Below are 25,999 nucleotides of genomic sequence, written 5' to 3'. Positions count from 1 at the left end.
GTATTGGAGGAAAATACGATGGAATCAGTAGAAAAACAAATTATTGATACAGCACCGACATATTCCGCAGAACTTTTACCGAAAACAGGCGCAGACAAAAATTGGGGCATCTTTAACTATGTGACTTTATGGATGGGTGCAGTGCACAATATTCTTTCTTATATGACGGTGGCAGGCTTTTTCTTACTAGGATTAAATACGAAGCAAGTCTTGGCAGCTGTCATGTTATCTGCGGTGATTGTTTCGACGTTTTATGTCTTAAATGGCGTGGCATCTGCAAAGTATGGCTTGCCGTTTCCCATGTTGTTGCGTTCTGTTTTTGGAGTGAAAGGAGCAATTATTCCGTCCTTATGTCGAGGCTTGATTGCTGGTGTGGTTTTCTTTGGAACCCAAAGTGTGGTAAGTGCGCAATCTTTAGATGTTTTGTTTAGCCGGATTTTTCCTAGTTATATGAGTATTGGTGGTGGAATGACGATCTTAGGGATGCCTGCTCCTACGATGTTAAGTTATTTGATCGTTTGGTGTGTGACTGTTGCTTTGTTTTTAGGTGGAACAAAAGTGTTGGATAAATTTGGTAACTGGTCTTCACCAATCGTATATGTATTTATTATTGGCGCAGCGGTGTGGACGATTCAAATTGCTGGAGGATTTGGTCCGATTTTAGCTTATTCACCTGCAAATGCAACGAGTAGTCCAATTGTTTTTATCGCTTGTGTGAGTGCACTGGTGTCAAACTGGGCGGGACCAATCGTTAATATTGGCGACTTTACTCAAAAAGCAAAAACCCCCAAAGCTATGATCATTGGATTGCCATTAGGCTTTATTCTTTCTTATATCCTATTTGCTATTACATGTGTTGGGTTGATTGCAGGGACTCAAATTGCTTTTGGCGAACCGATTTTTAATATCGTCAATTCATTTGATAAAATTGATAATACCTTTGCTGTCTTTGTTTTGATACTAGCTTTGAATATGGGTGCTTTAGCCTTTGTAGTGTTCGGTAATTTATTCCCGGCAGGTTTGCAAATGTCTTCCTTGTTTCCAAAAGTGTTAGATGTGAAAAAAGCAGGCGTTTTGACGGCTATCATTGGTACGATGATTTTACCTTGGAAATTAGTAGAAAACGCCTCAACGTTATTTTACTTCTACAGTTTTATCGGCTCAATGTTTGGACCAATTGCTGGAATCATGTTAGCTAGCTTTTATATCGAACACAAACAAGTGATCAATTTGGACAATATTTATGTTGAAAATGGGGCGCTTGGCGAGTTTAAATCAGGCTACAACAAAAAAGCCATGATCACTTTAGCGACAAGCTTTGTGATCACTATGTCGGGTGCATTTTTACAATCCGTATCGTTGTTAAAAACAATCAATGACTTTGCTTTCTTTTCAGGTTTGATCTTTTCATTTGTTGTATATAGTGTTCTGAGTAAAGTAAGGAAGGGAGAAAAAGCATGAACTATATGAAAATGGCAGCAGATGCCACAGTTGCTGGAATGGAACAGAAATTTGGTAGACCATTTGGAGCAACCCTAGTTAGAAATGGTGAGGTGATTGTTTCTGTCAGTAATACAATGATGAGAGATACAGATCCCTCTGCTCATGCAGAAATGGTCGCGGTGAGAGAAGCGTGTAAAAAGTTAAATACGATGGATTTATCTGATTGCGAAATTTATGCGACGTGTGAACCTTGTCCGATGTGTGTAGGAGCTATTTTATGGGCAGGCATCAAAACGGTTTATTATTCAAATACCAGAGAAGATGCTGCGAAACACGGCTTTTCGGATATGCATTTACGGAGCTATTTAGATGGCTCAGATCAGTCTTCGTTAGCGATGATTCATACGGAGGGATGTCCAGAGTGTGATTCTTTGTGGCAAAAATTTGAGGAGATTAATTCGAACGACGTGTAGAAAGAAGTTTAGGCTACTTTTGTTATCTCTATTTATTTAAATTTTGTGTGATTGGGATATGACTCAAAGAGTTATCACTCAATCACTTTTTTCTTTGCAAATAAGATTTTACAAGGCTTTACTACAAAAAAATGAATCCAAATAACGTATTCTCTAGAATATCCGCTAGTAATCTGCTACAATGGTTGAGAAGAATTTTTTAAGAAGGATCTCTAGCCTAGAGGCACTACACTAACGTTTCGATCAGTTTTTTACGTCGAAACTTAAAGAAAGAGGAGAAAATAACATGATAGCAGTAAGCGATCTTAAAGCAGGTATGACTTTTGAACAAGACGGTAAATTAATCCGCGTAATGGATGCTAGCCACCACAAACCTGGTAAAGGAAATACCGTTATGCGTATGAAACTAAAAGACGTTCGTACAGGAGCTACAACAGATACAACAATGCGTCCTGATGATAAAGTGAAAAAAGCCTTCATCGAAAGCAAACCAGTTCAATATCTTTATAGCCAAGATGATACAGCCAACTTCATGGATTTAGAAACATATGAACAATATGAAATTCCAACTTCTGTGATTGAATATGAATTAAAGTATCTTCTAGAAAATATGGAAGTAAAAATCCAATTTTACGGATCAGAAGTAATTGGGATCACACTTCCAACAACAGTTGTCTTAAAAGTAAAAGAAACACAACCATCAATCAAAGGGGCAACTGTCTCAGGTTCTGGTAAACCAGCAATCATGGAAACAGGCTTAGTAGTCAATGTGCCTGATTTTATCGAAGCGGATGAATCATTAGAAATCAATACACAAGAAGGTACGTATCTAAAACGTGCATCAAAATAAGTTGAATGAAATAGCTGACAGGTGAGAAATCAATCTGTCAGTTTTTTATTGTACTTGTAGTGTAATAATCCTTTCGTAACTACTAAATTCAGTTGGCATGGTACAATAAGTTATATATTTTTATAAGTAGAAAGGGAGAGAAATATGGGTTTTCTATTAACATTGTGTCTGGTCTTATTATTCACAAAACTTGCTGGGCATTTTTGTAATCGAGTGGGGGTTCCTTCTGTCATTGGGGAATTGTTAGTCGGTATTTTGATTGGGCCAGCATTATTAGGCTGGATCAAACCAGATGATTTTATGCATTATTTTTCAGAAATCGGTGTTATTATTTTAATGTTTATTGCAGGTTTGGAAAGTGATTTGGAATTATTGAAAAAATATTGGCGGCCAGCCTTATCAGTCGCGCTTTTAGGGATTGTGTTTCCTGCGGCGATGGGGTTTGGCGTTGGAGAAATGTTTCAGTTTTCCGTTCAGAATTCGATTTTTCTAGGGGTTCTTTTTAGTGCAACATCTGTTAGTATTTCGGTTCAAGTGCTAAAAGACTTAAAAAAAATAGACAGCGAAGAAGGTGCGACGATCCTTGGTGCAGCAGTTGTCGATGATATAGTTGTGGTTTTGATCTTAGGGATCATGCTGAGCTTGATGAATCGCTCTACGCCAGGGGCTAGTTTGCCGATGTGGGAAGTTTTATTGTTGAAAGTCTTCTTCTTTGTTGTGATTTTTGCAGCGAGTAAGTGGCTTGTACCGTGGTTATTGAATTTAAGTAAAAAGTTGATTGCCATCGAAGCTGTTTCTGCTATTTCTTTAGTTATTTGTTTAGGCTTTGCTTATTTTGCAGAAATGTTGGATATGGGAGCGATCATTGGCGCATTTTTTGCAGGTGTTGCGATTGCTCAAACAGATTACCGTAAACAAGTTGATGAAAAATTAGAGACGATTGGCTATGCCGTATTTATTCCGATGTTTTTTGTTTCTATCGGGTTAAATATGACATTTGCTGGAATGTCTAAGCATTTTCTTTTTATTGTTATTCTCACACTCGTAGCTGTATTATCAAAATTAGTGGGCGGAGCATTGGGTGCTAGAGTTACTGGATTTAAAGGTGTTTCAACATTGATTATCGGTTCAGGAATGGTATCTAGAGGGGAAATGGCGCTGATTATTGCCCAAGTAGGATTGACCTCAAGTTTCCTTTCAGAAGAGTATTATTCTTCTGTGATCATTGTTATTATTGCTACGACGATCATTGCACCATTGTTGTTAAAAGCGACGATCATGAAACAAGAAAAGCAACTTAATTACTAGGATAAAAAACAGTTTCCACCAAAGCCGAATGAAACAGGCTTTGGTAGAAACTGTTTTATTTTAGTGGATAGAACCCATTAATTTTTTGATTGGATTCTTAGAAAGAATCAGTAATATACCAGCAATAACAGCTACGATTCCGACAATACCGAAATACGCTGATTCAGTTTGAGGTGTGTAAAAACGCGCGATTTGAGCATTGATAGCTTGTGAAGCGGCATCTGCCAATAGCCAAATTGCGACTGTTTGTGATTCAAAGGCTTTAGGTGCAAGTTTTGTTGTAATCGACAGACCAACAGGTGAAATGCACATTTCCCCTACAATCATAATGAAGAAACTAAAGAATAACCATAAAGGGCTAACTCTTGTATCAGTACCATAAAGTAAGCCTGGCAACATCAAAAGTACAAAAGACAGACCAGCAAAAACTAAACCTAATGAGAATTTAACAACTGTGGAAGGCTGTCTTTTTCCTAATCGTGTCCATAAAGTTACAAATATTGGTGTTAAAACAACGACAAAAATTGGATTTAACGATTGGAACCAACTAGGTGCAATTGAAAAACCAAACAATGTATCATTTGTCCGTTCATTAGCAAACAGTGCTAAAATAGAAGAACCTTGTTCTTCCAATGACCAAAAAACGATTCCAGCTAGAAATAATGGAATATAACCAAGTACTCGTGGTTTTTCTTCATCAGTTACGTTTTTAGAAGTCAGCATTTTAATAAAATAGTAGACGGGTAATAAAATCCCCAAAAGACTGACACAGTTGATAAAGAAAGCAATTGTTAAACGATTTAAAATAAATGCACCACCGAAAAGAACAACAGCTACAAGAACCGCTAGCAATAACGAGCGCGTAAATTTCTTGCGTTCTTTAGTATCCATGGGATTGGTAGGTTTTAAACCAATTCCTGCTAATGATTTTTTACCTTGTAAATAATACTGAATTAAGCCAAAAAACATACCGAAAGCTGCAACAGAGAACCCAACGTGATAATTATATGTTTGACCTAATGTTCCAACGACAAACGGTGCCAACAATGCGCCGATATTGATCCCCATATAAAAAATTGAGAAACCAGCATCACGACGTGTGTCTGTTTTTGAATAGAGATGACCAACCATGCCGGAGACATTTGGTTTTAACATCCCGGTACCTATCACAATCAAAAGAATGGAAAGAAAGAGTGCTGCAATGCCAAACGGTGTAGCCAGAACAATGTGGCCGACCATAATAAACACGCCGCCATAAAAAACAGTTTTCCTAGCACCTAACACTCGGTCAGAAATCCAACCGCCAATAATACTGGACATAAAAACCAATGAACCATAGATCGACATGATGGCTAAAGCTGTTTCTTTCGGTAAGCCTAAACCGCCATTTGATACTGTATCATAGATATAATAGAGTAAAATTGCCCGCATACCATAATAACTAAATCTTTCCCACATCTCAGTAAAGAAGAGTGTAGACAATCCTTTGGGCTGTCCCAAAAATGATTTGTCTAACTGCTGCTCGTCCATAAGTAATAACCTCAATTCTTTTTTAATATTCAGAAAATTTATTTAACCTAGCGTTTCTGAAAAAAATACATGGAATAATTGTAAACTGTTACTCTTGTAAAATACATAAAATTTAATGATTAGACTATAAGAAAAAATGGATATTTATTCATTTGTTTTTCATATTAAGAAATAAAATTCAAAGGATAAATGGTTTAATCCTTTAAGAGAGGGGAGATTTTTTTGACCGTAATAGCAAAAAGGCAACAAGAATGGGCAACATTAAAGTATTTGATTTTATCGAAATCCCAACAGGATTATCGCGCAATCAGAAAACTATTTGCAGATGATAGATGGAATGAAGAAAAAGAGCAGGCTTTTCGCTTTTATCTTCAGCATGCATTAGCTGCACCACTTAAAAAAGGAAATGTGTTGAACGCGTATCAGCATATCTGGGGATATTTTAAAACGAAAGCCACCGAAGCTGAACGGAAAAAATACAACGCATTGATTGCATCGTTTTCTGTAGAACAAGATGAATTGTTGCCTTTTTTAAAAGAATTAGCTATAAAATATCAAGAGCAATACTTGCTACATTCGAAAATCCTGTTTAATGAAGCGCAATACAAATAAAAAAACTGGAACATAACTCTATGAATTATGTCCCAGTTTTTTTGAAGTTAGTTGCTTTTATTTTGATTTACTTCAAATAATGATCGATCGTTTTTTGATAGTTGTGCCAATCATTTTTCCCTGAATTAAAATAAGTTGCTAGTAGGTAACCGATGTAAGGACCTGTTGTTAAACCAGAAGAACCTAATCCGCTAGCAACAATGACCGTGGGATCATTCGGTAAGCAGTTGAAAAATGGCGCAAAGTCTGATGTATAAGCGCGAGTTCCAACGCGATAAGCAGCAGGAAATTCTTCGAAAAATCTCGAGTTAGCCAGGAAGGGTACCGTTTTTTGCTGCAACATAGAAAAAGCCTCTTGCGTTGGAGCTAAATCAAAACCAGCATCATTTTCATGCGTGGCTCCTACTAAAATTTGACCGTTTTCAAAAGGAATCAAATCACTTTCACCATCCAACATCGCTACAGGCCAACTGCTACTCTTTTTGTAAGGTGTATCAAAAGCTAATAATTGACCTTTTTGTGGTCGAATATCAGTTTTATAGCCAAGTGGTTCTAATAAAGAGGGAAGACCAGGACCTGCACAGATTGCAACCATATCAAAATCTTCTGTTTCTATCGGTGTACTGACATGCCAATGATCTTGCACTTGACTTAGCTGGACAGAGCATGTTTTTAAGGTTATATTTTGAAGTATTGCCCGCTTTCTCAATGTTTTTAAGTAGCTAGCGCCGTCTAATTTTCCACCGCCAGTGATAAATAGTGCAGGCTGTGCATTTAATAAAGGCAGTTTTTCTTGTACCTGTTGTGCAGTTAATAACTGGATATCACCAATTTCAGGAGCTGCTTGTTTTCTTTCTAGGGCTAAATCCATTAAAGACTCAAGTTCACCATCTTTTCTAAGAATTAAGGTGCCAGTTTTTTGATAAACACTTTCTGACAGAGCAAAATCTTGGACTAGTTTTGGGTAAAACGCGGCACCATCTTTTGCTAATTGATACCATTTTTTATTTCGGCGTTTAGAAAGCCAAGGAGAGATAATCCCAGCGCTAGCTTTAGTCGCTTGTCCGACAGGATTATCATACAAGGTTACGTTATATTTTTTTAAATCGATATAGTTGGCTAAAGTCAGGCCAATGATCCCGCCACCGATGATTGCTAATTTTTTCATAAGTAACTCCTTTTTTATAAATCTGAATTAAGTAATTCATTTTTACATAAGTTTGTAGACGATGCAAGTGTTCTTGAATTACCCTCTAGCCTCTTTCTTTAAGTCAGCTACCGATTTTGCCACATCCTTCAATAAAACGGTATATTCATTTTCCTTGGGTTTGGCACCGGCATAAAGTGTCTGTTCATATACTTCTGTCAACTGGATAAAACGACCTTCAAAGTGCGGATGTTTTTGTTCAAAACGTTTCGCATAATGCGTTAATGGTTCATTTGCCTGACGATACAAAATTTGCTCTGCTTTGTGCAGAACGATCATGTAAGCCCCAGTGAATTGTTTAGGTTGAACTTTGCGATAAAGACTAAAATAAAGTAAGAAAAAGTACTTGTGCAAAAAGAAACCGCCGATAGCTGCTAAAAGGATCAATAAACCAAGCAAAATCCAATGTAAGTTTGAGCGCCAATTAGCGAAACCGGTTTTTTGTGAGGTTTTTTCAGATACTTTGTCTACGCTACTTGAAATTGTTGTCGTTGTTTTTGGTGCTTCTTTAGATGATGAAGACTCCGTGCTAGTTTCTGTATATTTACTATCAACTGTAGAGTTTTTAGTAACAGCACTTGGGCTTGCATTATTCGTAAAACTTGGTGTCGGTTCAAATGGCAGCCAACCATACCCTTCAAAATAAACTTCTGTCCAAGAATGAGCATCATTATTTCTAATGGTATATTCTGAATACTCGCCGTCTTTGTTACTGGTCATGGTTCCTGAACTAAAGCCTTTTGCCCAACGACTAGAAATGCCCAGTGAGCGAAGCATAATCGTCATTGCACTGGAAAAATTATCACAATATCCAACCTTGGATTCAAAAAGAAAATAATCAACATAATCTTCATTTTCCGGTGTAAAAGGTGTATCTACTTTTGAATAGCGGTAGCCGCCGCCTATTTTTAAATAGTGTTCAATGGCTTTGACTTTCCCATAAAGAGTATCTTGATTTTCAGTCAATGAAATAGCTAATTCTTGAATTTGTTTAGGCATCTTTGTTGGTATTTGTACGGTTTGAGTTTCTTTGGAAAGCTGATAAGGAACTTGTTCTAACGCATCTAGTGAGAATTCAGGTTCTTGCCAAGTAAGTTGTACGGTTTTAGGCTTAGTTAAAAGATTGATGCGCTGTTTCTCTTTGAATTGTTCTGTTTGACCTATGTTATCCAAAGATGCTGAAATATTTCCATAAGGATAAGGCAAATAGTCTATAGGGTTGTTAAATGACAAGGTAATCGTCATTTCTGGTCCAAATGCACCTTGGTATTCTGGCTTTTCCAACACGCTTAAAGGATTTACAGTATCTGAAATAGCGGATTCTGAGGTATCGTTCCATCCTTTTCCAGTATAATTATATTTAGTTTCAACGCGCCAATAATGTTCTTTTTTCTGCTTAGCGGTGAAAACGACGGTTTGATCGTCATTTAGCGGACCGCCTAGCTGAGTGTCATTATTACTAAAACCAGAGCTGGAAATGCCCTCGGAACCATATTGAGCGATGTGCTGATAAACACCTTGCTGGCTCATATATGTGCGAACTGCAGCAGTCTGGGTAAAAATAACATTTTTAGTTTGAGGGAATACAAGTAAAAAAATATAGGCGCTTCCTGCAATTAAAAACAAAATAAATCCACTTAAAAGAATCAAAGCTCTTTTTTCTTTTCCAATGCCTATTATTTTAGAACGCTTAAATCGATAAAAAAGGACGGCAGCGCTAGTGATTATCATTACCTCAATGCCAAAATTTAGTTGGTTAAAGACAGCCAACATAAACAGGTAGCTAATGAGCAATAAATAGCCGAGTGTCCAGCGTTCATACTGAATAAACAAAACAGACAAAAGAATCAATAAAAATAAAATAATAGACAAAGCAATGACGTCAGGTAAATAATTAACTTCTCCCGTAAGCATTTTGCCATAGATTTGAAGATTCTTTTGAAGAAAAGTTCCCAGCCAAGTAAAGCCGAAAGATTGGTGTAAAGGAAAATAGCAATACAAAGTAAACAGATAGCTCAATAGATAAAGAGGAAACCGTATCAGATTACGCTTAATAATTAGTGTAATAAAGCAAATCAGTGCCAGTATTCCAATAAAAAAAGAGGAATTAATTTGCTTTAAATGATAAACGTTTAAAAAAGGTAAACTTGCCGCTGCCAACATAACAAAACTAAGAATAGCAAAAGGCCATTTTTGTTTGATTCTAGTCTTCAAAAGGCTGACCTCCTTTATCGATGAAGAAAACTTGATCTTTCCAATACAAACAAAGATCCGCTCCTTCAAAGGTGACTAAATAGAGATCATTGTTTCGATTTAATACATAAAGTTGTTCATCTAGCCAGTTTGTTTTTGTTGGACTGAAAACAACTAGTTTTTTATTAGAAACAGTCGGTAAACTCATTTCTTCAAGTAAAGGATCGATTGCTGCTAATACGTGATCTTTTGGTGTAGAATTAGGAAAATCAGCCATGATCGTTTGTTGAAAGGAAAGCTTATTTTCAACTACCTGAATAAACGAATAGTAAACAGAAAGCAGCTGTTCAAAGTTCTCATGAGATAATCCATAAAATAAAAAATGAGTCCCAGTCTCGGTTTCCTGTTCATATTCTTTAACGATCAATTCATTTCTTTTTCCAGATTGTTTCCAATCAATCGAATGAAAGGAATCACCAATTTGGTAGTCACGAAAATTTCTAATCGAAAAAGAGGGACAACCAAAATCTTTAGAAAAGGTAGGTTGAGCAACTAACAATTGTTGGTATAACCGCTCTGCCAAATCCAGCTGTAAAATGGGCATAACCACAAAAGGACCAGCTAAATTCAATATGGATCTTTTAGAGAAAAGACCAAATAAATCAGAACAAATGAAAACAAGAGGTAGCTGTTGAAAAACGCCTCTTTGCGTTGGCTGCCAGTCCAACGTCAGTTCTTTTTTTCGCCCAGAATATAAGGTTAAAAACTGTTTTTTAGCTTGCGTAGTATCCTTGATCCAAAGCGTTAGTATAGGTAGTCGAAGCAGTGTTGGCCGATAACGAAAGAGAACTACTTTGATTTGATTCGGCTGATTGACTGCGTAAAACTTACTCTCAGTTGATTGAACCTGAATTTTTTTTAATGATAGAAATAAAGTAAAAAGGTCACATAATAATAAAAACGTTAAAAAGAATAACAGTAGCCAGCCGGTGGAATTATTAAAAATTATCGCATAAAGAAAAACAGCAATATAAAAACAAAAAATGCCGATTGTTCTTATAAAAATAGTGATCATATTTTGTTTCATCGTTATTTCCTAACAGGAACAGGGACATGTCCAAGTATTTGGTCAAAAATCTCCTGTAACTGCTCTCTAGAAGCTGTTTGTCCGTTTTTCAATAATAAGCGATGACCAAAGGTGGCTGGTAAAATGTGTTGAAGATCGCTTGGCGTAACATAAGAACGTCCTTCAGTTAAAGCAAATGCTTTGGCTGCCCTTACAAAAGAAATCGACCCACGAGGACTGATTCCAAGGGCGATATGTTTATGAGTACGAGTAGCCTGAACTAATTGAAGGGCATATCTGGCGACGTTTGGATCAATGTAAATTTCTTCCACTAATCTTTTTAAGTGACTAATTTCAGCAGTATCAAGAATTTGCTGTACATGATTTAACTCGGCGCCCGATTGATTCAAGATTAAATCAAGTTCATCCGTAAATTCAGGATAACCAATATGAAGCTTAAATAAAAAACGATCTAACTGAGCTTCAGGTAAAGGATAAGTTCCTTCATAGTCTAATGGATTTTGAGTAGCTAACACGAAGAAATGATCATCTAGTGGATACGTGTAATTATCAATGGTTATATGTTTTTCAGACATTGCTTCCAATAAAGCAGCCTGAGTTCTTGGTGTCGTACGATTGATCTCATCGGCTAGTAAAACTGTTGTAAAGACAGGACCTTTATGAAATTCAAATGTTTGAGAAGAATTATTATAAACAGAAACTCCTAAAATATCGCTAGGCAGTAAATCTGGCGTGAACTGAACCCTATTGTAGTTACCGTGAGTTGCTTTGGCTAATATTTTAACCATCATGGTTTTCCCAACACCAGGAACATCTTCAAATAAAACATGTCCGCCCGATAAGAAAGCGGTAACAGTCAATTGAAGCACATCCCGTTTTCCCAGAATAACTTTTTCCATTTCATCAATCAATAAGGTGATTTTGTTATGTGCTGATTCAAGCATAAGTAATTATTGCCTCCTTAGTTTAAACGTGTAAGTGAAATAAGAGAAGATAAACGTGTAGTCAGTTTATGCAACTCTAATTGAAAATAAAGTGTGTTCTTTTATTGTATAGATAACACTAGTTCAGTTCAAGGTGTTATAAGAATTTCTTAAAGGAGCAGTTGAAAATTTTGGTGAAATGTAAAACCATAAGTGGTTTTGTTGTAGCTAAAGCAAAACAAGCATAGAAAATTATATCGCCATAAAGCAGATAAATATCAATCGTAACAGATTGGGTTCATACTAATTAGTATGAACCCAAAAGGAGGACAACTGATGGATACGAATGAACAAATGAATGCTGTCGGTTTTTATGAAGGACTGCCAATTGGAAATGAAGCAAGCTTTATCAATGAACGCCAACCGATTCCAAGCTCGAACGAGCGCGATATTCTTGTAAAGGTAAAAGCCGTTTCTGTCAATCCTATAGATACTAAATTAAGGCAAACAGCAAAGCACCAAAGTCAGTTACATGTACTTGGTTTTGATGGCGTAGGAGAGGTTGTTTCTGTCGGTAAAAATGTTGAGAAATTTACTATTGGCGATCGTGTGTTTTATGCAGGTACAACCAAGCGAGCGGGCAGCAATCAAGAGTATCAATTAGTAGATGAACGAATCGCAGCTTTGGCACCTAAAAATCTAAGCAAGGAAGAAGCTGCTGCCTTGCCATTAACTTCGTTGACATCCTATGAGTTATTATTTGATAAATTTGGTCTAATTCCAAAAGAAAATGCCAATCAGGACAAGTCGATTTTAGTAATCAATGGAGCTGGCGGTGTGGGATCGATTTTAACTCAGCTTGCTCATTGGGCTGGATTAACTGTTTATGCTACAGCAAGTCCTGCAAATTTTGACTGGCTAAAAGAAAATGGAGTAGTTCATCCTGTTGATTATCATGAAAATATCAAGGATAGTTTAGAAAATTTGGGAGTTACTTCTGTCGATTATGCTGCCGTATTATTTAATATCAGTTTTTATTTTGAGAGGGTAGCGGAATTGATTCGCCCGTTCGGGCATATCGGCACAATCGTTGGTTTAGATACCGCATTAGATATTAGCTTATTAAAAAATAAGTCAGTCAGCTTTGATTGGGAGTATATGTTTGCCAAAACTGATTTTAATTATCAAATCGAAACACAAGGTGAAATACTAGCTTTAATCGCCAAGTTGGCTGATGAAAAGAAACTAAAGACGACACTAAAAAGAACGTACGCAACAGGTATCAATGCTGAAAATATTAAAAAAGCAACAGCCGACGTTGAAACAGGTCATATGAATGGGAAAGTTGTGATCAGTGGTCCGTTTAATGGAGGAAGTTTATAGAAATCTGTTGATTTTTTTGAGAAATAAAAAAGAGAGCATGAAATTAACTGTGTTTTAGTTAATTTCATGCTCAAAATCAGTTTCTTTAGATTTAATCTGTGGATAGTTTATTTTGTTTGTCTTACTTTTTTTAAAACATACTGATAATTAACAAATCCGATGAAGACCAGACCGAGTATCAACCAAGTGTGATTTGAACGTTCGCCTGTCGCTGGAAATTTCTTTTCAGTTGAGGCAGTAGCACTTGTTTTTGATAATGGTTTGTCATTTGTGGAAGGACTTTTAATCGCTGAATCGTTTGCTGCTGGCTTGTTTGGCGTTGTGTCATTGGTTTTAGAAGAATCAGTAGTGGGTTCTGTCTTTGTTTCATCTTTAGCGTAAATGTATGTCACTTCTTGATCTTCTTCAGTAAATAGACCAGTTGTCGCGCCTTTGACATCTTTCAATGTGAAGCCATTTATTGCTACTTTTTCAGTTTTAAAAGGATCACCAATAGTTCCAGTCTGTACAAATTCATCTTGAATTGTTTCATTATTGATATCTACATAATAAACAGTCACTTTACCCATTTTTTCAATGATTGGCGCTGAGATTTTTTTGTAAATAAAGGTAATAGATTGTTCTTGATCGGTGAATGTACCGAATGTGTCTCCCTTTGTTTCGATTAACTCATAATATGGAATTTCCTGTACAGGAATATCAAACGATTGTCCAACTAAACCTGAACGTGTTTCACTAGGCAGTAATAATTTTCCATCAGTATCCTGATAATGTATCGTTACAGGTTTCCCATCATCAAGAACGTTAAATTGGTGCAAATACGTTCCCCCTGATATCGCATAAAAAGCGAAGCCTGGTGGTTGAGCATAAGAGCCTGCTAGATTGTTTAAACGAGCATTGTACTCAATGGTAGAAAGATTCGCAAATTCATCTTCTGTTACGCCAGAAATCGTGATACCTTCATCAGTAATCTGTAAACGATTGGCAGGTAATTGCATACCATTAAAATCTAGATACGTATTGCTGGCTGAATTAGACGTTGTGAATGGCGGAACATAACCATCAAAGTTTGTCATTCTGTTAGGCATCATTGAAAATGGTAGGAATAAAGTTTCTTGATCAAAATCATAGGCTAAAGAAGAACGTCCAATTGTTGTTGGTAGATCATTACGACCTGTATTTTGTCCAAAGGCTGCTAAATCGTTAAGCGCAGGAAACTCATTAATTACTGTAAAATCAGTGATACCACAAAACTGAACAGAAAGTGACTTTAGATTAGGAAGTGCTTTAAATGGTGCAATAGTCGTAATGTTCATATTTGAATCCATGTAAATACGTGTTAATGACGTTAACTGAGCAATTTTAGGCAAAATATCATCATCGATACTTGTAGAACCTAAACCAAGATTTGTAAGTCCAGAATTGTTGCTTAAATCAGGAAAGTTAGCGCTAGTTAAACTTTTCGTTTGTAGCGTGACAAAGGTTAAAGAAGATAGCTGTTCTAACGGGCTAAAATCAGTTATATTATTCGTTGTATTCATATAAATAGAACTTAAATTTGTTGCATGTTCTATTCCGGAAAGACTGCTGATTTGAGCTGAATTAAGAGAAAGATTGGTTAGACGGTCCATATCTGCTTGGGTCAATTCACTGCCAGCAGGTAAACCTAGAGTCGATAAAATCGCTTGTTTTAAAATTGGATCAGCAATAGTGATGACATCAGCTCTAGGAATAGCCAAAGTAGCGGCTGTCTCCTCAGTAGTTGTAGAATCTGCCGTTGAAATTGTCGTATCGTTCTCAACTGTAGTCGTTGATACAGTTGGTTCTTCAAAAGTAGAACTTTCCAATGGTGTAGAAGATTCAGGCGTTGATTCTGTCGTTGCTGTGTTTTCTTGTGTTTGAGATACATCAGTTTGCTTGTCAGCAGGTGTAAGGTCTTCAGCGAAAACAAAAGATGGTGTTAGAAAGATCGGAGCTAATAAAGCGAGAATCATAATTGTCGGGATCGTCTTTTTCTTATGTACTGGTGTTCTGTACCTGTTTTTCATATGTTTTTCCTCCATAGTTCATAATAAAGTGTGTAATTTATGATAAAAGAATATTATCACAAATCATTTTATCATAAAAATGTGAATAAAATGCACAAATTATTTAAAAAAGTAAATATTTTTGTTATAAAACTCTTTTTATGCTTGTACTTACGCCCTTTTTGTAGTTCGTGATAATTAAATTAAAATTAGATTTTTTTTATTTATGAAAAAAATGCTGAATTGAGTACTAGATTAAAAAGATGACAAGATTTCGCCAGGTAGCTTATAATATAGTGAACTGATATTGAAAAGTACAAGGTACAGTGGTTCCATTCAGTTTTTAGAATAAGGGGTACATAAAATGACATTAAAACAAAAAATTATAGCGGAAAGTAAACGTCTAGGAATCGATAAAATCGGTTTTGCTTCAGCTGAACCGTTTTATGAATTAGAGGATTCATTAATAGAACAAAAAGAACGTGGCTTTAATTCGGGCTTTGAGCATCAAGTGATCGAGGAACGAATCTATTTGGAAAAAACATTTGAAAATCCCAAAACAATTATTTCCATTGCCTTGGCTTACCCGACCAAAATCGAAGGGAAAGTGCCTCGAGATGAAAAAAGAGGTATGTTTGCCAGAGCGTCATGGGGGATCGATTACCACGATGTTTTACGGGATCGTTTGACAAAATTGATTGATTTTATTCAAACACAGGCTCAAACGTTAGAAGAGTCTGAATCTTGGCGTTTTGCACCACAAGTTGATACTGGAGAATTAGTAGATGTAGCCGTTGCACAGCGTGCCGGGTTGGGATTTATTGGGAGAAATGGCTTGTTGATCACAGAAGAATTTGGCTCTTTTGTTTATTTGGGAGAGATTGTAACCAATATTGATTTTGAAGTAGATAAACCTGTCCCGTTTGGCTGTGGCGACTGTACTCGATGTGTGACGGCATGTCCTACACAAGCATTATTAGGTAATGGTAGTATGAATGCTAAAAAATGCTTATCTTACCAAACGCAAACAAAAGGAATGATGCCGGAAGAATATCGCAAAAAAATGCACAATGTGATTTATGGTTGTGATATTTGTCAGTTGGTTTGTCCATATAATAGAGGGAAAGATTTTCATTTTCATAAAGAAATGGAACCAGAAGTCGATACTGTATACCCAAAATTGAAACCAATGCTGAGTATTTCAAATAAAGAGTTCAAAGAGCAATTTGGGCATCTTTCAGGTTCTTGGCGTGGGAAAAAGCCGCTACAAAGAAATGCTTTGATTGCCTTAGCGAACTTAGGCGATCGTAGCGCCTTACCAGAAATTTTAACGTGTGCAAAAGAAGATGTTCGACCTGTAATCAGAGGAACAGCTGCTTGGGCGATCGGTAAATTAGGAAATAAGGAAGCGGAAAAATGGATCGATGTTTTAACTGAATTACTAGAGGTAGAGCCAGAACCAGAAGTGCTTGTGGAGATACAAAATGCAATCACGCAACTGGAAAAATAATAGAGAAAAAGCACTGAAAAGAACATCTCTTCAGTGCTTTTTGATATTAAAATTAAGCTTTTGCAGCTTCTTTTGGTTCGCGGCCTAAAATAGCTTGTAAGACTGTTAAGACACCATATGAAGCCAAAATTGTGTAAATTAAGCTAGAATATGTTGAAATATCAAAATCCCACGTTTTGTAAATAACTAAAACAATTGCTAAAACAATAGCTGCAAGAACGTTTAAGAATGCAAATGCCCATAGATTTCCGTTTTCTTTGCGTGAAAGGTAATAAATCGAAAACCATAAGCTTAATACGCCCCAAGCGATACAGACTAAAATTGCTGCCCAATAAATAATAAATGCTACCACGAAGTTTCACCTCACTTTTATACATTAAGTATTCTATCACGTTCTCTTTTGTTTGTCATGAAAAGACAGTGAAAATCCCGACATTCTTAAAAGCTTCTCACTTGCCCTTAACACCTGGATTTTCATAGTAGTAAGTTATCAAGTAAAACAGTTCTTTTTTCAATTTATGCGATTATTTTTTCTATCTGACTCGCATTTAAGCTATAATAAAACTATTAGGAGATGAAGTTATGCAAATGATCGATGGACAAAAAGCGGTAACTCTGATCAAACAAGAAGAAAAAATAGTTTTTTTAACTGGTGCAGGCGTTTCAACCGCATCTGGGGTACCTGATTACCGTTCTTTATCTGGAATTTATCAAGGGATCGAGCGTCCTGAATATTTATTAAGTCAGACCTGTTTGCTTGAAGAGCCGAAAAAATTTTATTCATTTGTGCAGACCTTGTATCATCCTAATGCCCAACCTAATAGTATCCACTTAAAAATGGCGGAATTAGAAAAAACAAAAGATACCTGGGTTATTTCTCAAAATATAGATGGTCTTCATGCGGCAGCTGGAACACAACATTTAGTGAATTTTCACGGAGATTTATACGATTGCTACTGCAGAAAATGTGGGCAAAAGGTTTCCGCAAAAACGTATGCATTGTCTGATCGACATGAACAATGCGGCGGCCAAATTCGGCCTAATATCGTATTATATGAAGAAGGCTTAGATGAACAAGCGATTACTACAGCAATAAAGGTGATTGAAGCTGCAACATTGATCGTCATAGTTGGAACCAGTTTTCAAGTACATCCTTTTTGTGACTTGATTCATTATGCAGCAGATTCCGCAAAGATTTTAGTGATCAATCAAACGCCGGTTCCATTAAATAGAAATGCTTATTTTTTAAAAGCAGATGCAACGAAGGTCTTTAAAAATATCACGACAGAGGAGCTTTAATATGGAAGAAATAAAATCAGAACGACAAAAAATGATTGACGGGGAACTTTATTTTGCAGCAGATCCAGAATTAGCAACGGCTCGGAAATTTGCTAGAGAACAAATGAAATTGATCAATAAAGAAGAAGATAGCTTAATTCGTCGACAGTTAGTTGAAGAGACCTTTGGCACAACTGGTACAGGAAGCTACATTGAACCTTCGATCAGTTTTGATTATGGTTTTAATATTCATGTAGGGAAAAATTTTTATGCCAACTTTAACAGTATTTTCTTGGATATTTGTCCGATCACAATTGGTGATAATTGCATGTTTGGACCAAATGCACAACTATATACAGCAACGCATCCCTTACATCCAGTGAAACGAAATAGCGGATTAGAATATGGCAAACCAATCACTTTGGGAAATAACGTGTGGCTTGGTGGCGGTGTTGTGATTACGCCTGGTGTGACGCTAGGTGATAATGTTGTTGTTGCAGCAGGAGCTGTAGTAACAAAATCATTTCCAGATAATTGCGTGATCGGTGGAAACCCTGCGAAAGTCATTAAAGAAATCGAATTAGATGAAAAACGTTCACCTCTAACGATTCAACGGGAAAAAATCAATGCATTAGATAAACAAATCGTTGCTTTATTAGAGGAACGGATGAATGTCGTTGAAGCAATTGCTTCTATTAAAAAGACATCTGAAACACCTATTTTAGATAGTTCAAGAGAACAAGAAGTCTTAACGAAAATCGAGACATACGTCAAAAATGATGCATATAAAGAAACGATCAAAGAGACGTATCAAGGAATTATGGATGCGTCAAAACAGTTTCAACAAAAGCACATGGATTAAGAGTTCAGGAGGGAATTGAATGGATGGCGTAAAAAGACGGGAAACGATTTTACTTGAATTAGAAGCAACAAAAAAACCAATCAGTGCCAGTCGTTTTGCAAAAGAGTTCAAGGTCAGCCGCCAAATTGTTGTTGGAGATGTTGCGCTGTTAAGAGCAGCAGGTTATGAAATAATCGCAACGGCCAGAGGCTATTTGCTTGAATCAGAAAAAGACAAACAAGGAATCATTCGAAAAATTGCTTGTCAGCACACACCAGATCAAACAGAAGCTGAATTATTGACGATCGTGTCGTTAGGTGGAGAAATAATTGATGTTGTAGTAGAACATCCAATTTATGGCGAATTGACAGGCGGCTTGCATATCCGCACAGAAAAAGACGTAAAAGAATTTGTAAAAGCGTATGAAAAAAGCCGCGCTTCGTTATTATCTGAGTTGACAAGCGGTATTCATTTACACACGATTCGGTGTGAAAATGAAGAGATACTCAAGAAAATAAAAATAGAGTTAGCACAAAAAAAACTTTTATATCAAGAGTAAAATCAAAGGTGATATTAACAAAAATCAGAATAAACAGTGTGAGAAAGTCAGGCCTTTCGGCAATTTCCTAATGACCTTTGTTGATCATACTTTTTTGAATACGGAGTAATTTAAAGAAATTTTTTAAAATTAACGATGTTGAATGAGATGGAGCAGGGAATGTCAGTTTTTCTGGCCAAAGATGTTTTCCATAAAAAATCTTTTCACTAAGTATTGAAGGTTCGGTGAAATCGGTAACCACCAAGTCTACGTTTGACAGTTCATCTGGGTATTGATTGTCTTGGTTATCACGTTTGCTCCTTCTTCAAATGTTGTTTATGCAGATGAAGCAAATAAAGCAATATCAGGAGCTGGAATTAAATTTATTGATCGAAGACCGCCTAAAAATACTGACTCTAGTTCTAACTCGATGATTGAGGAACAAAGAAGCCCAGCAGATAAAGCCCGAAAAGCTCTTCCTATGACCAACAAAAAAACAGAATCTACTTAGTAGTCATTGGAGTCATTATCATTGGATTCGTAGTTGTTTTTATACAGCGTGAAAAAGCAAGGAGAAAAAGCTGACTGTTTCGCTGTTTTTAAATAATTGGGAAACTCCATTGGTCTAAAGAAGGCGAATAATTAATTTTTCCTAAGCCACCTTGTTTAATCGATTCATAGTAAATAGTGAAAATTTACATTATAAATGAACGTAAAAGAAAAGGATAAAGTCATCGATCGATGACTCTATCCTTTTTTAGTAGTGTCTATTAATCATTTTCAGCTTCAAATTTTTCAAAAGCCGATTTAATTACTTCTTTTAACGCATTGGCAGAAGCATTCATACGATCTTTTTCTGAATCAGTCAACGGAATTTCAATGACTTGTTTGATACCCTGACGATTGATTACAGCTGGTGCACCGATAAAGATATCATTTTGTCCGTACTCCCCATCTAAATAAACAGATAGTGGGAAAACAGAATCTTCATCATCTAAAATCGCTTTAGTGATTCGAGCCAGGGCAGCTGCGATTCCGTAGAATGTTGCCCCTTTTTTCTCAATGATCGAATAAGCCGCATCTCTTACATTGAAGAATAGATTAACCATCGCTTCTTCATCTACATCTGGATTATTTTTGACCCATTCATAAATTTGTAGCCCAGCAACATTCGCATGAGACCAAACAGGAAATTCTGTATCACCGTGTTCGCCTAAGATGTAGGCGTGAACGTTACGAGCATCCACATCAACTAATTCAGCGATTGCTTGACGGAAACGAGCAGAATCTAATGACGTTCCAGAACCGATAACGCGTTCCTTTGGAAATCCTGAGAATTTCCATGTAGAATAGGTTAAAATATCAACTGGATTAGCAGCGACTAAGAAAATTCCGTTAAAACCAGAATCTACAACTGCATCAACGATTTGTTTATTGATTTTCAAGTTTTTATGAACCAAATCGATTCTTGTTTCACCAGGTTTTTGTGCGGCACCTGCTGTTAAAACAACAAGATCAGCATCATGACAATCGTCATAAGTGGCTGCATAAATCTTTTTAGGAGAAGTAAAAGCCAGCGCATGTGATAAATCAGCGGCATCTCCTTCGGTTTTCTTTGTATCTATATCAATAATACCAACTTCTTGAGCAATATTTTGAGTGACTAAGGCAAAAGCATAACTAGATCCGACAGCGCCATCTCCCACTAAAATTACTTTTTGGTGATCTTTATTCCCAACTGCTGCAGTCATGTGTATCATTCCTTTCAGGTGATTGTTTTATCACAATGATAATACCACCGTTTATGAGGTTTGTCACTATTTTTGTTTATTAAATTAATACAGTTTTTGAAGCTGTTTCACAAGAGGGAACTTTCATGTGCGGCAGTTCACTATTTGTGAGTTTGCTGATTTTTTTCTCTTTAAACAATTAAAAGAAGCTTATGGCTTTTTTAAGAATTTAAATGAGCCGGCAGTTACTTGTTTTATGGTATAATTAGAAAAAACTGGGCAGAGGATTTTCCTGCTCGGGTATTTTGTGGTGGAAAATGGAATAGCTAAATTAAGGGGAAATATAGATGAAAATGATTGTCGGATTAGGTAATCCAGGAAGTAAATATCAAGAAACAAAACATAATATCGGTTTTATTACTGTAGATGAAATCGCTCACCGATACAATGCAACATTTAATAGAAGTCAGTTTGAAGCAGATATTGCTGAATTTTTCATTGGAACTGAAAAAATCATGTTAGTTAAACCGCTCACATTTATGAATGAGTCAGGTCGTTCTGTAGGACCTTTGATGACTTATTATGGTGTAGAAGATGAAGAACTGATCGTGATTTATGATGACTTAGATTTAGAAACTGGCAAGATTCGTTTGCGAGAAAAAGGCGGAGCAGGAGGACATAATGGAATGAAGAGCTTAATTGCGCATCTAGGTACAAATGTCTTCCCAAGAATCAAAATCGGTATCGGTCGTCCAATTGGTAGTAATACAGTTGTTCACCATGTATTGACTGGCTTTCCTAAAGAAAAGCACGAAGAGATTTTACTTGCAGTAAAAAGTGCAGCAGATGCAGCGATTTATGCCTGTGAAGGTCATACGTTTGTTGATACAATGAATCAATTTAATGGGAAATAAATAAGATTTAAGGATCGTTTAGCTTTGTGGGCTAGCTTTACAGGCTAGTCTTTCGGAAAAAAGATAAAATATGAATGTGGCGAAGAACGCCACCCCCATATTTTCCTATTTTTCATTCAAGACTGAACGAGCCTGTTCAGCTTTTGCTTTGAAACACAGTGAATAAAATGAACTGATGTTGAAAAGTACAAGGTGTAGTGAAACGGAACGTTGTTACCATACGTTATCTAGTTTTGCGGGCTAGCCCCTCGGAAAAAAGATAAATTATAAATGAGGTAAAAAGCACTTCAGTTATAATTTCCTATTTTTCAGCCGGAGCTGAACGAGCCCGCTACGCTTTTAATGCTATCTAGCTTCACAGGCTAGTCTTTCGGAAAAAAGATAAAATATGAATGTGGCAAAGAACACCACCCCCATATTTTCCTATTTTTCATTCAAGACTGAACGAGCCTGTTCAGCTTTTAAATTTTAGGAGGAGTCTAACGTGAACATCATTGAACAAATTGGTGCAAGTGAACTAGCTCGTGATTGGCGTGAGCAATTAACAGGAAATACCCGCCAGCTGATCACAGGCTTAGCCGGCTCAGCCAAAACACTAGTTATGACCAGTGGATTTAAACAAAAAAATAAGAAAATCGTTGTTGCTGTTCCTAATCTTTATTATGGAAACCAACTAGTTGAAGATTTTCGGAATGTTTTATCAGATGAAGAAGTATATTTATTCCCTGTAGATGAAGTGCTTTCAGCAGAAATGGCTTTTTCTTCACCAGAAGCAAGAGCAGAAAGAGTAGCAGCGCTTAATTTTCTTTTAACTGATCAAGCGGGAATTGTCGTTGTTCCAGTGGCAGGGTTAAGAAAATATTTACCAAGTAAACAGACTTGGGCAAATGCGCAATTGCATTGGGAAATTGGTGGAGAAATCGAATTAGATGACTTAGCACAACAACTAGTATTGATGGGCTATGAACGTCAATCTTTAGTAGGTAAGCCTGGTGATTTCAGTATTCGAGGCAGTATCGTCGATGTCTATCCGTTGAATTCCGAATATCCAGTTCGAGCAGAATTATTTGATATTGAGATCGATTCTTTACGTTACTTCGAAGCAGATACTCAACGGTCGGTTAATAACATTGAATCTGTGACTCTTTCACCAATGAGCGATCTCGTTTTCTCTAAAGAAGATTTAGCGCATGGGGAAAAACAATTAAACAAAGAGCTGGAAAAAAGAATAGCGATTGCTAAAGAGGATACTGAAAAAGAGTTCCTTCAAGATTATTTTGGGCAATTAGCAACTTCTTGGGTACAAGGGATTCCAACCGACACCGCGCATTACTATACAGATCTTTTATATGAAACAAAAACGACTTTACTGGATTATCTATCAGAAGATAGTCTTGTTTTTGTAGACGATTATGCACGGATTTTAGAAGCTGAGCGTGAAATCGTTCGTGAGGAAAATGAATGGCATGTTCTAAAATTAGAAGAAATGCGTGTTTTCCCAGAGCAGACATTCGGCTTAGAATTCCATGAACAAGTGCGAAAAATGACGTTTGCAACTACGTTCTTTTCACTATTCCAAAAAGGAATGGGAAATCTGCGGTTTCAGGCGATTCACAATTTTCAATATCGTTCTATGCAACAGTTCTTTGGTCAAATGCCTCTATTAAAAACGGAAATGGATCGCTGGCAAAAACAAGATCAGACAGTTGTGGTTTTTGTACCAACGAAAGAACGCAGTCAAAAAGTAGAAGAATTGTTTCGGGATTTTGATATTTCTAGTGTGACCGCTTCATCCGATAAATTAATAGCAGGAAAAATTCAAATTGTTGAAGGTTCTTTGCAGTCAGGGTTTGAATTACCAGTTGAAAAAATTGTTGCGATCACTGAAAAAGAAATTTTTCATACGACAACGAAAAAAAGAGCAAGACGCCAAACAGTTTCTAATGCGGAACGTTTGAAAAGCTATAGTGATCTCAAAACAGGTGACTATGTGGTTCATGCCAATCATGGGATTGGTAAATATATCGGCATGCAGACATTAGAAGTTGACGGTGTTCACCAAGATTACATCACGATTTTATACCAAAACGATGACAAGCTATTTATTCCAGTTACTCAGTTGAATCTGATCCAAAAATTCGTTGCATCTGAAGCGAAATCACCGAAGGTCAACAAATTAGGTGGTAGCGAATGGAGCAAAACTAAACGTAAAGTGTCTTCAAAAATCGAAGATATCGCAGATGATTTGATTCAACTCTATGCTTCAAGAGAATCGGAACAAGGCTATGCTTTTCCACCTGATGATGCTTACCAAAAAGAATTTGAAGATGCCTTTCCTTATAGCGAAACTGACGATCAACTACGCAGTACCGCTGAAATCAAACACGATATGGAAAAAACACGGCCGATGGATCGGTTACTCGTCGGAGATGTGGGATATGGGAAAACAGAAGTGGCCTTACGCGCAGCGTTTAAAGCAATCAACAACAACAAACAAGTGGCCTTTTTAGTGCCTACAACCATCTTAGCGCAGCAGCATTATGAAACGATGTTGGATCGTTTTGAAGGTTTTCCAGTAGAAGTTGGTTTGCTGAGCCGTTTTAGAACGAAAAAACAACAAGCTGAAACAATCGAAAAAATCAAACATGGTCAAGTTGATATTGTGGTTGGAACGCATCGTTTACTTTCTCAAGATGTAACCTTTAGTGACTTGGGATTATTGGTGATCGATGAAGAGCAACGTTTTGGTGTAAAACACAAAGAACGATTGAAACAGCTTCGGGCACAGGTTGATGTGTTAACACTAACAGCCACGCCGATTCCAAGAACTTTACACATGTCAATGCTTGGTGTACGAGATCTTTCAGTCATCGAAACACCACCAGAAAATCGTTATCCGATTCAAACTTATGTCATGGAGCATAATCCTGGAGCGATTAGAGAAGCCATTGAAAGAGAAATGGCTCGTGATGGACAAGTCTTTTATCTATATAATCGTGTCGATACCATCGAGCAAAAAGTTGAAGAAATCCAAGCGTTAGTTCCAGATGCTAGAATCGCTTATGCACATGGTCAGATGACAGAAGTTCAATTGGAAAATACGCTATTTGATTTTATTGAACGCCAATATGATGTTTTGGTGACGACGACGATTATCGAAACAGGTGTGGATATTCCTAATGCCAATACATTGTTTGTTGAAAATGCCGATTATATGGGCTTATCTACGTTGTATCAATTACGAGGTAGGGTTGGTCGGAGTAATCGTGTCGCTTACGCTTATTTTATGTATGAACAGCAGAAGATTTTAAATGAAGTCAGTGAAAAACGTTTAGAAGCTATCAAAGACTTTACGGAACTGGGTTCAGGTTTTAAAATTGCGATGCGAGATTTATCCATTCGTGGTGCAGGAAATTTGTTAGGCGCCCAACAGCATGGCTTTATTGATTCAGTTGGTTTCGATATGTACTCACAAATGCTTTCAGAAGCTGTGGCTCGTAAACAAGGTAAAAATATTCAAGACCAAAAAACTTCTGTTGAAATTGATTTGGGTATCGATGCCTATCTACCAACAAGTTATATCTCTGATGAACGTCAGAAAATCGAAATCTATAAACGCATCCGTCAACTGGAAAATATGGATATGTATGATGAATTAGAAGCAGATCTACTTGACCGTTTTGGGGAATACCCAGACGAAGTTGCTCATTTATTAACCACAGGGAAAATCAAAATGGATGGCGATCGTGCCTTAGTTGAAACGATTCGCAAGAGACAGCAAGAGATCACGTTTACCCTAAGCAAAATTGGGACGAAAACATATAATGTAGAACAGATTTTTGAAGCATTGTCTCATACGCAATTAAAAGCAGATCTTGCTGTAGATAATGAAAAAATGGCTGTTCGTTTGAAAGTACCTAAAGATATGAAAGAAGCCGCTTGGCTGCAAGAAATCGCGCTGTTTACAACAGCTTTGAGACAGGAAAAATATAAAACTGCGGCTGTTGAGACGGAATGAACAATGACCAGCTTTACAGGCTAACCTCTCGGAAAAAAGATAAACTAAGATAGTGACAAAAAGCGTCACTTTCTTAGTTTCCTATTTTTCAGTCGAGGTTAAACGAGCCCGTTATGCTTTTGAACTTATCTAGC

At 36.8% G+C, this 25,999-nt stretch carries 21 protein-coding genes; 13 read left to right on the top strand and 8 right to left on the bottom strand.

What is annotated here, in order from left to right; genetic code table 11:
* Positions 1 to 18 precede the first annotated feature (18 nt).
* The 4 genes from JZO69_RS10325 to JZO69_RS10310 all read left to right on the top strand — a co-directional run bounded on the left by JZO69_RS10325 (position 19) and on the right by JZO69_RS10310 (position 4,074).
* Positions 19 to 1,461 carry a cytosine permease gene (locus JZO69_RS10325; protein WP_207112795.1) on the top strand — a complete coding sequence of 481 codons (1,443 nt, stop codon included), beginning with the start codon at positions 19 to 21 and terminating at the stop codon, positions 1,459 to 1,461.
* Positions 1,458 to 1,916 (top strand): nucleoside deaminase, encoded by a 459-nt coding sequence (locus JZO69_RS10320; protein WP_207112794.1) that lies wholly within the window; start codon positions 1,458 to 1,460, stop codon positions 1,914 to 1,916. The genes JZO69_RS10325 and JZO69_RS10320 overlap by 4 nt, the downstream gene beginning before the upstream one ends.
* Positions 1,917 to 2,202: 286 nt before the next feature.
* Positions 2,203 to 2,766 (top strand): elongation factor P, encoded by a 564-nt coding sequence (gene efp, locus JZO69_RS10315; protein WP_010762469.1) that lies wholly within the window; start codon positions 2,203 to 2,205, stop codon positions 2,764 to 2,766.
* 144 nt (positions 2,767 to 2,910) lie between these two features.
* A complete protein-coding gene (locus JZO69_RS10310) occupies positions 2,911 to 4,074 on the top strand; it encodes a cation:proton antiporter (RefSeq protein ID WP_207112793.1) in 1,164 nt (387 codons plus the stop codon).
* Positions 4,075 to 4,134: 60 nt separating this feature from the next.
* Here JZO69_RS10310 and JZO69_RS10305 read toward each other — a convergent pair whose 3' ends face one another.
* Positions 4,135 to 5,604 (bottom strand): peptide MFS transporter, encoded by a 1,470-nt coding sequence (locus JZO69_RS10305; RefSeq protein WP_207112792.1) that lies wholly within the window; start codon positions 5,602 to 5,604, stop codon positions 4,135 to 4,137.
* A 222-nt stretch (positions 5,605 to 5,826) separates the two neighbouring features.
* Between JZO69_RS10305 and JZO69_RS10300 the strand changes: the two genes are divergently transcribed.
* On the top strand, positions 5,827 to 6,216 hold the full coding sequence (locus JZO69_RS10300) for a YbgA family protein (RefSeq protein WP_207112791.1): 390 nt from the start codon (positions 5,827 to 5,829) through the stop codon (positions 6,214 to 6,216).
* A gap of 67 nt (positions 6,217 to 6,283) precedes the next feature.
* Here JZO69_RS10300 and JZO69_RS10295 read toward each other — a convergent pair whose 3' ends face one another.
* The 4 genes from JZO69_RS10295 to JZO69_RS10280 form a co-directional block, all read right to left on the bottom strand.
* Complete coding sequence (locus JZO69_RS10295) at positions 6,284 to 7,384, bottom strand: NAD(P)/FAD-dependent oxidoreductase (RefSeq protein WP_207112790.1); 1,101 nt, start codon at positions 7,382 to 7,384, stop codon at positions 6,284 to 6,286.
* A gap of 78 nt (positions 7,385 to 7,462) precedes the next feature.
* Positions 7,463 to 9,637: a DUF4129 domain-containing transglutaminase family protein gene (locus JZO69_RS10290; RefSeq protein ID WP_207112789.1), complete on the bottom strand. Its 2,175-nt coding sequence runs from the start codon at positions 9,635 to 9,637 to the stop codon at positions 7,463 to 7,465.
* Entirely contained in the window at positions 9,627 to 10,703 is a 1,077-nt protein-coding gene (locus tag JZO69_RS10285) for a DUF58 domain-containing protein (protein ID WP_207112788.1), read from the bottom strand. The genes JZO69_RS10290 and JZO69_RS10285 overlap by 11 nt, the downstream gene beginning before the upstream one ends.
* 2 nt (positions 10,704 to 10,705) lie before the next feature.
* Positions 10,706 to 11,647 (bottom strand): AAA family ATPase, encoded by a 942-nt coding sequence (locus JZO69_RS10280; protein WP_207112787.1) that lies wholly within the window; start codon positions 11,645 to 11,647, stop codon positions 10,706 to 10,708.
* Positions 11,648 to 11,962: 315 nt separating this feature from the next.
* Here JZO69_RS10280 and JZO69_RS10275 point away from each other — a divergent pair, with 315 nt between their 5' ends.
* Positions 11,963 to 13,009 carry a zinc-binding alcohol dehydrogenase family protein gene (locus JZO69_RS10275; protein WP_207112786.1) on the top strand — a complete coding sequence of 349 codons (1,047 nt, stop codon included), beginning with the start codon at positions 11,963 to 11,965 and terminating at the stop codon, positions 13,007 to 13,009.
* Between the two features lie 107 nt (positions 13,010 to 13,116).
* Here JZO69_RS10275 and JZO69_RS10270 read toward each other — a convergent pair whose 3' ends face one another.
* On the bottom strand, positions 13,117 to 15,057 hold the full coding sequence (locus JZO69_RS10270) for a MucBP domain-containing protein (protein ID WP_207112785.1): 1,941 nt from the start codon (positions 15,055 to 15,057) through the stop codon (positions 13,117 to 13,119).
* Between the two features lie 343 nt (positions 15,058 to 15,400).
* On the opposite strand from JZO69_RS10270, the gene queG reads away from it, so the two are divergent.
* The gene (gene queG / locus JZO69_RS10265; protein WP_207112784.1) at positions 15,401 to 16,546 is read left to right on the top strand and encodes a tRNA epoxyqueuosine(34) reductase QueG; all 1,146 of its coding nucleotides are present in this window, start codon (positions 15,401 to 15,403) and stop codon (positions 16,544 to 16,546) included.
* Positions 16,547 to 16,598: 52 nt separating this feature from the next.
* On the opposite strand, the gene JZO69_RS10260 is transcribed toward queG, so the two are convergent.
* Complete coding sequence (locus tag JZO69_RS10260) at positions 16,599 to 16,898, bottom strand: hypothetical protein (RefSeq protein WP_206846711.1); 300 nt, start codon at positions 16,896 to 16,898, stop codon at positions 16,599 to 16,601.
* Positions 16,899 to 17,128: 230 nt separating this feature from the next.
* Here JZO69_RS10260 and JZO69_RS10255 point away from each other — a divergent pair, with 230 nt between their 5' ends.
* The 4 genes from JZO69_RS10255 to JZO69_RS10240 all read left to right on the top strand — a co-directional run bounded on the left by JZO69_RS10255 (position 17,129) and on the right by JZO69_RS10240 (position 19,714).
* The gene (locus JZO69_RS10255; RefSeq protein ID WP_207112783.1) at positions 17,129 to 17,845 is read left to right on the top strand and encodes an NAD-dependent protein deacylase; all 717 of its coding nucleotides are present in this window, start codon (positions 17,129 to 17,131) and stop codon (positions 17,843 to 17,845) included.
* A 1-nt stretch (position 17,846) separates the two neighbouring features.
* Positions 17,847 to 18,686, top strand: coding sequence for a chorismate mutase (locus JZO69_RS10250; RefSeq protein ID WP_207112782.1), 840 nt, complete (start codon positions 17,847 to 17,849; stop codon positions 18,684 to 18,686).
* A 19-nt stretch (positions 18,687 to 18,705) separates the two neighbouring features.
* The gene (locus JZO69_RS10245; RefSeq protein WP_207112781.1) at positions 18,706 to 19,224 is read left to right on the top strand and encodes a transcription repressor NadR; all 519 of its coding nucleotides are present in this window, start codon (positions 18,706 to 18,708) and stop codon (positions 19,222 to 19,224) included.
* A gap of 280 nt (positions 19,225 to 19,504) precedes the next feature.
* A complete protein-coding gene (locus JZO69_RS10240) occupies positions 19,505 to 19,714 on the top strand; it encodes a hypothetical protein (RefSeq protein WP_207112780.1) in 210 nt (69 codons plus the stop codon).
* Positions 19,715 to 19,973: 259 nt separating this feature from the next.
* Here JZO69_RS10240 and JZO69_RS10235 read toward each other — a convergent pair whose 3' ends face one another.
* Entirely contained in the window at positions 19,974 to 20,954 is a 981-nt protein-coding gene (locus JZO69_RS10235) for an L-lactate dehydrogenase (RefSeq protein WP_207112779.1), read from the bottom strand.
* A gap of 326 nt (positions 20,955 to 21,280) precedes the next feature.
* Here JZO69_RS10235 and pth point away from each other — a divergent pair, with 326 nt between their 5' ends.
* Positions 21,281 to 21,847 carry an aminoacyl-tRNA hydrolase gene (gene pth / locus JZO69_RS10230; protein ID WP_207112778.1) on the top strand — a complete coding sequence of 189 codons (567 nt, stop codon included), beginning with the start codon at positions 21,281 to 21,283 and terminating at the stop codon, positions 21,845 to 21,847.
* A gap of 484 nt (positions 21,848 to 22,331) precedes the next feature.
* Positions 22,332 to 25,865: a transcription-repair coupling factor gene (mfd, locus tag JZO69_RS10225; protein ID WP_207112777.1), complete on the top strand. Its 3,534-nt coding sequence runs from the start codon at positions 22,332 to 22,334 to the stop codon at positions 25,863 to 25,865.
* Positions 25,866 to 25,999: the final 134 nt, after the last annotated feature.

Source organism: Candidatus Enterococcus ikei, from assembly GCF_017316105.1.
GTDB classification, from domain to species: Bacteria; Bacillota; Bacilli; order Lactobacillales; family Enterococcaceae; genus Enterococcus_L; species Enterococcus_L ikei.
The sequence above is the reverse complement of the archived record's forward strand: the minus strand, read 5'-3'. Positions and strand labels throughout refer to the sequence as shown.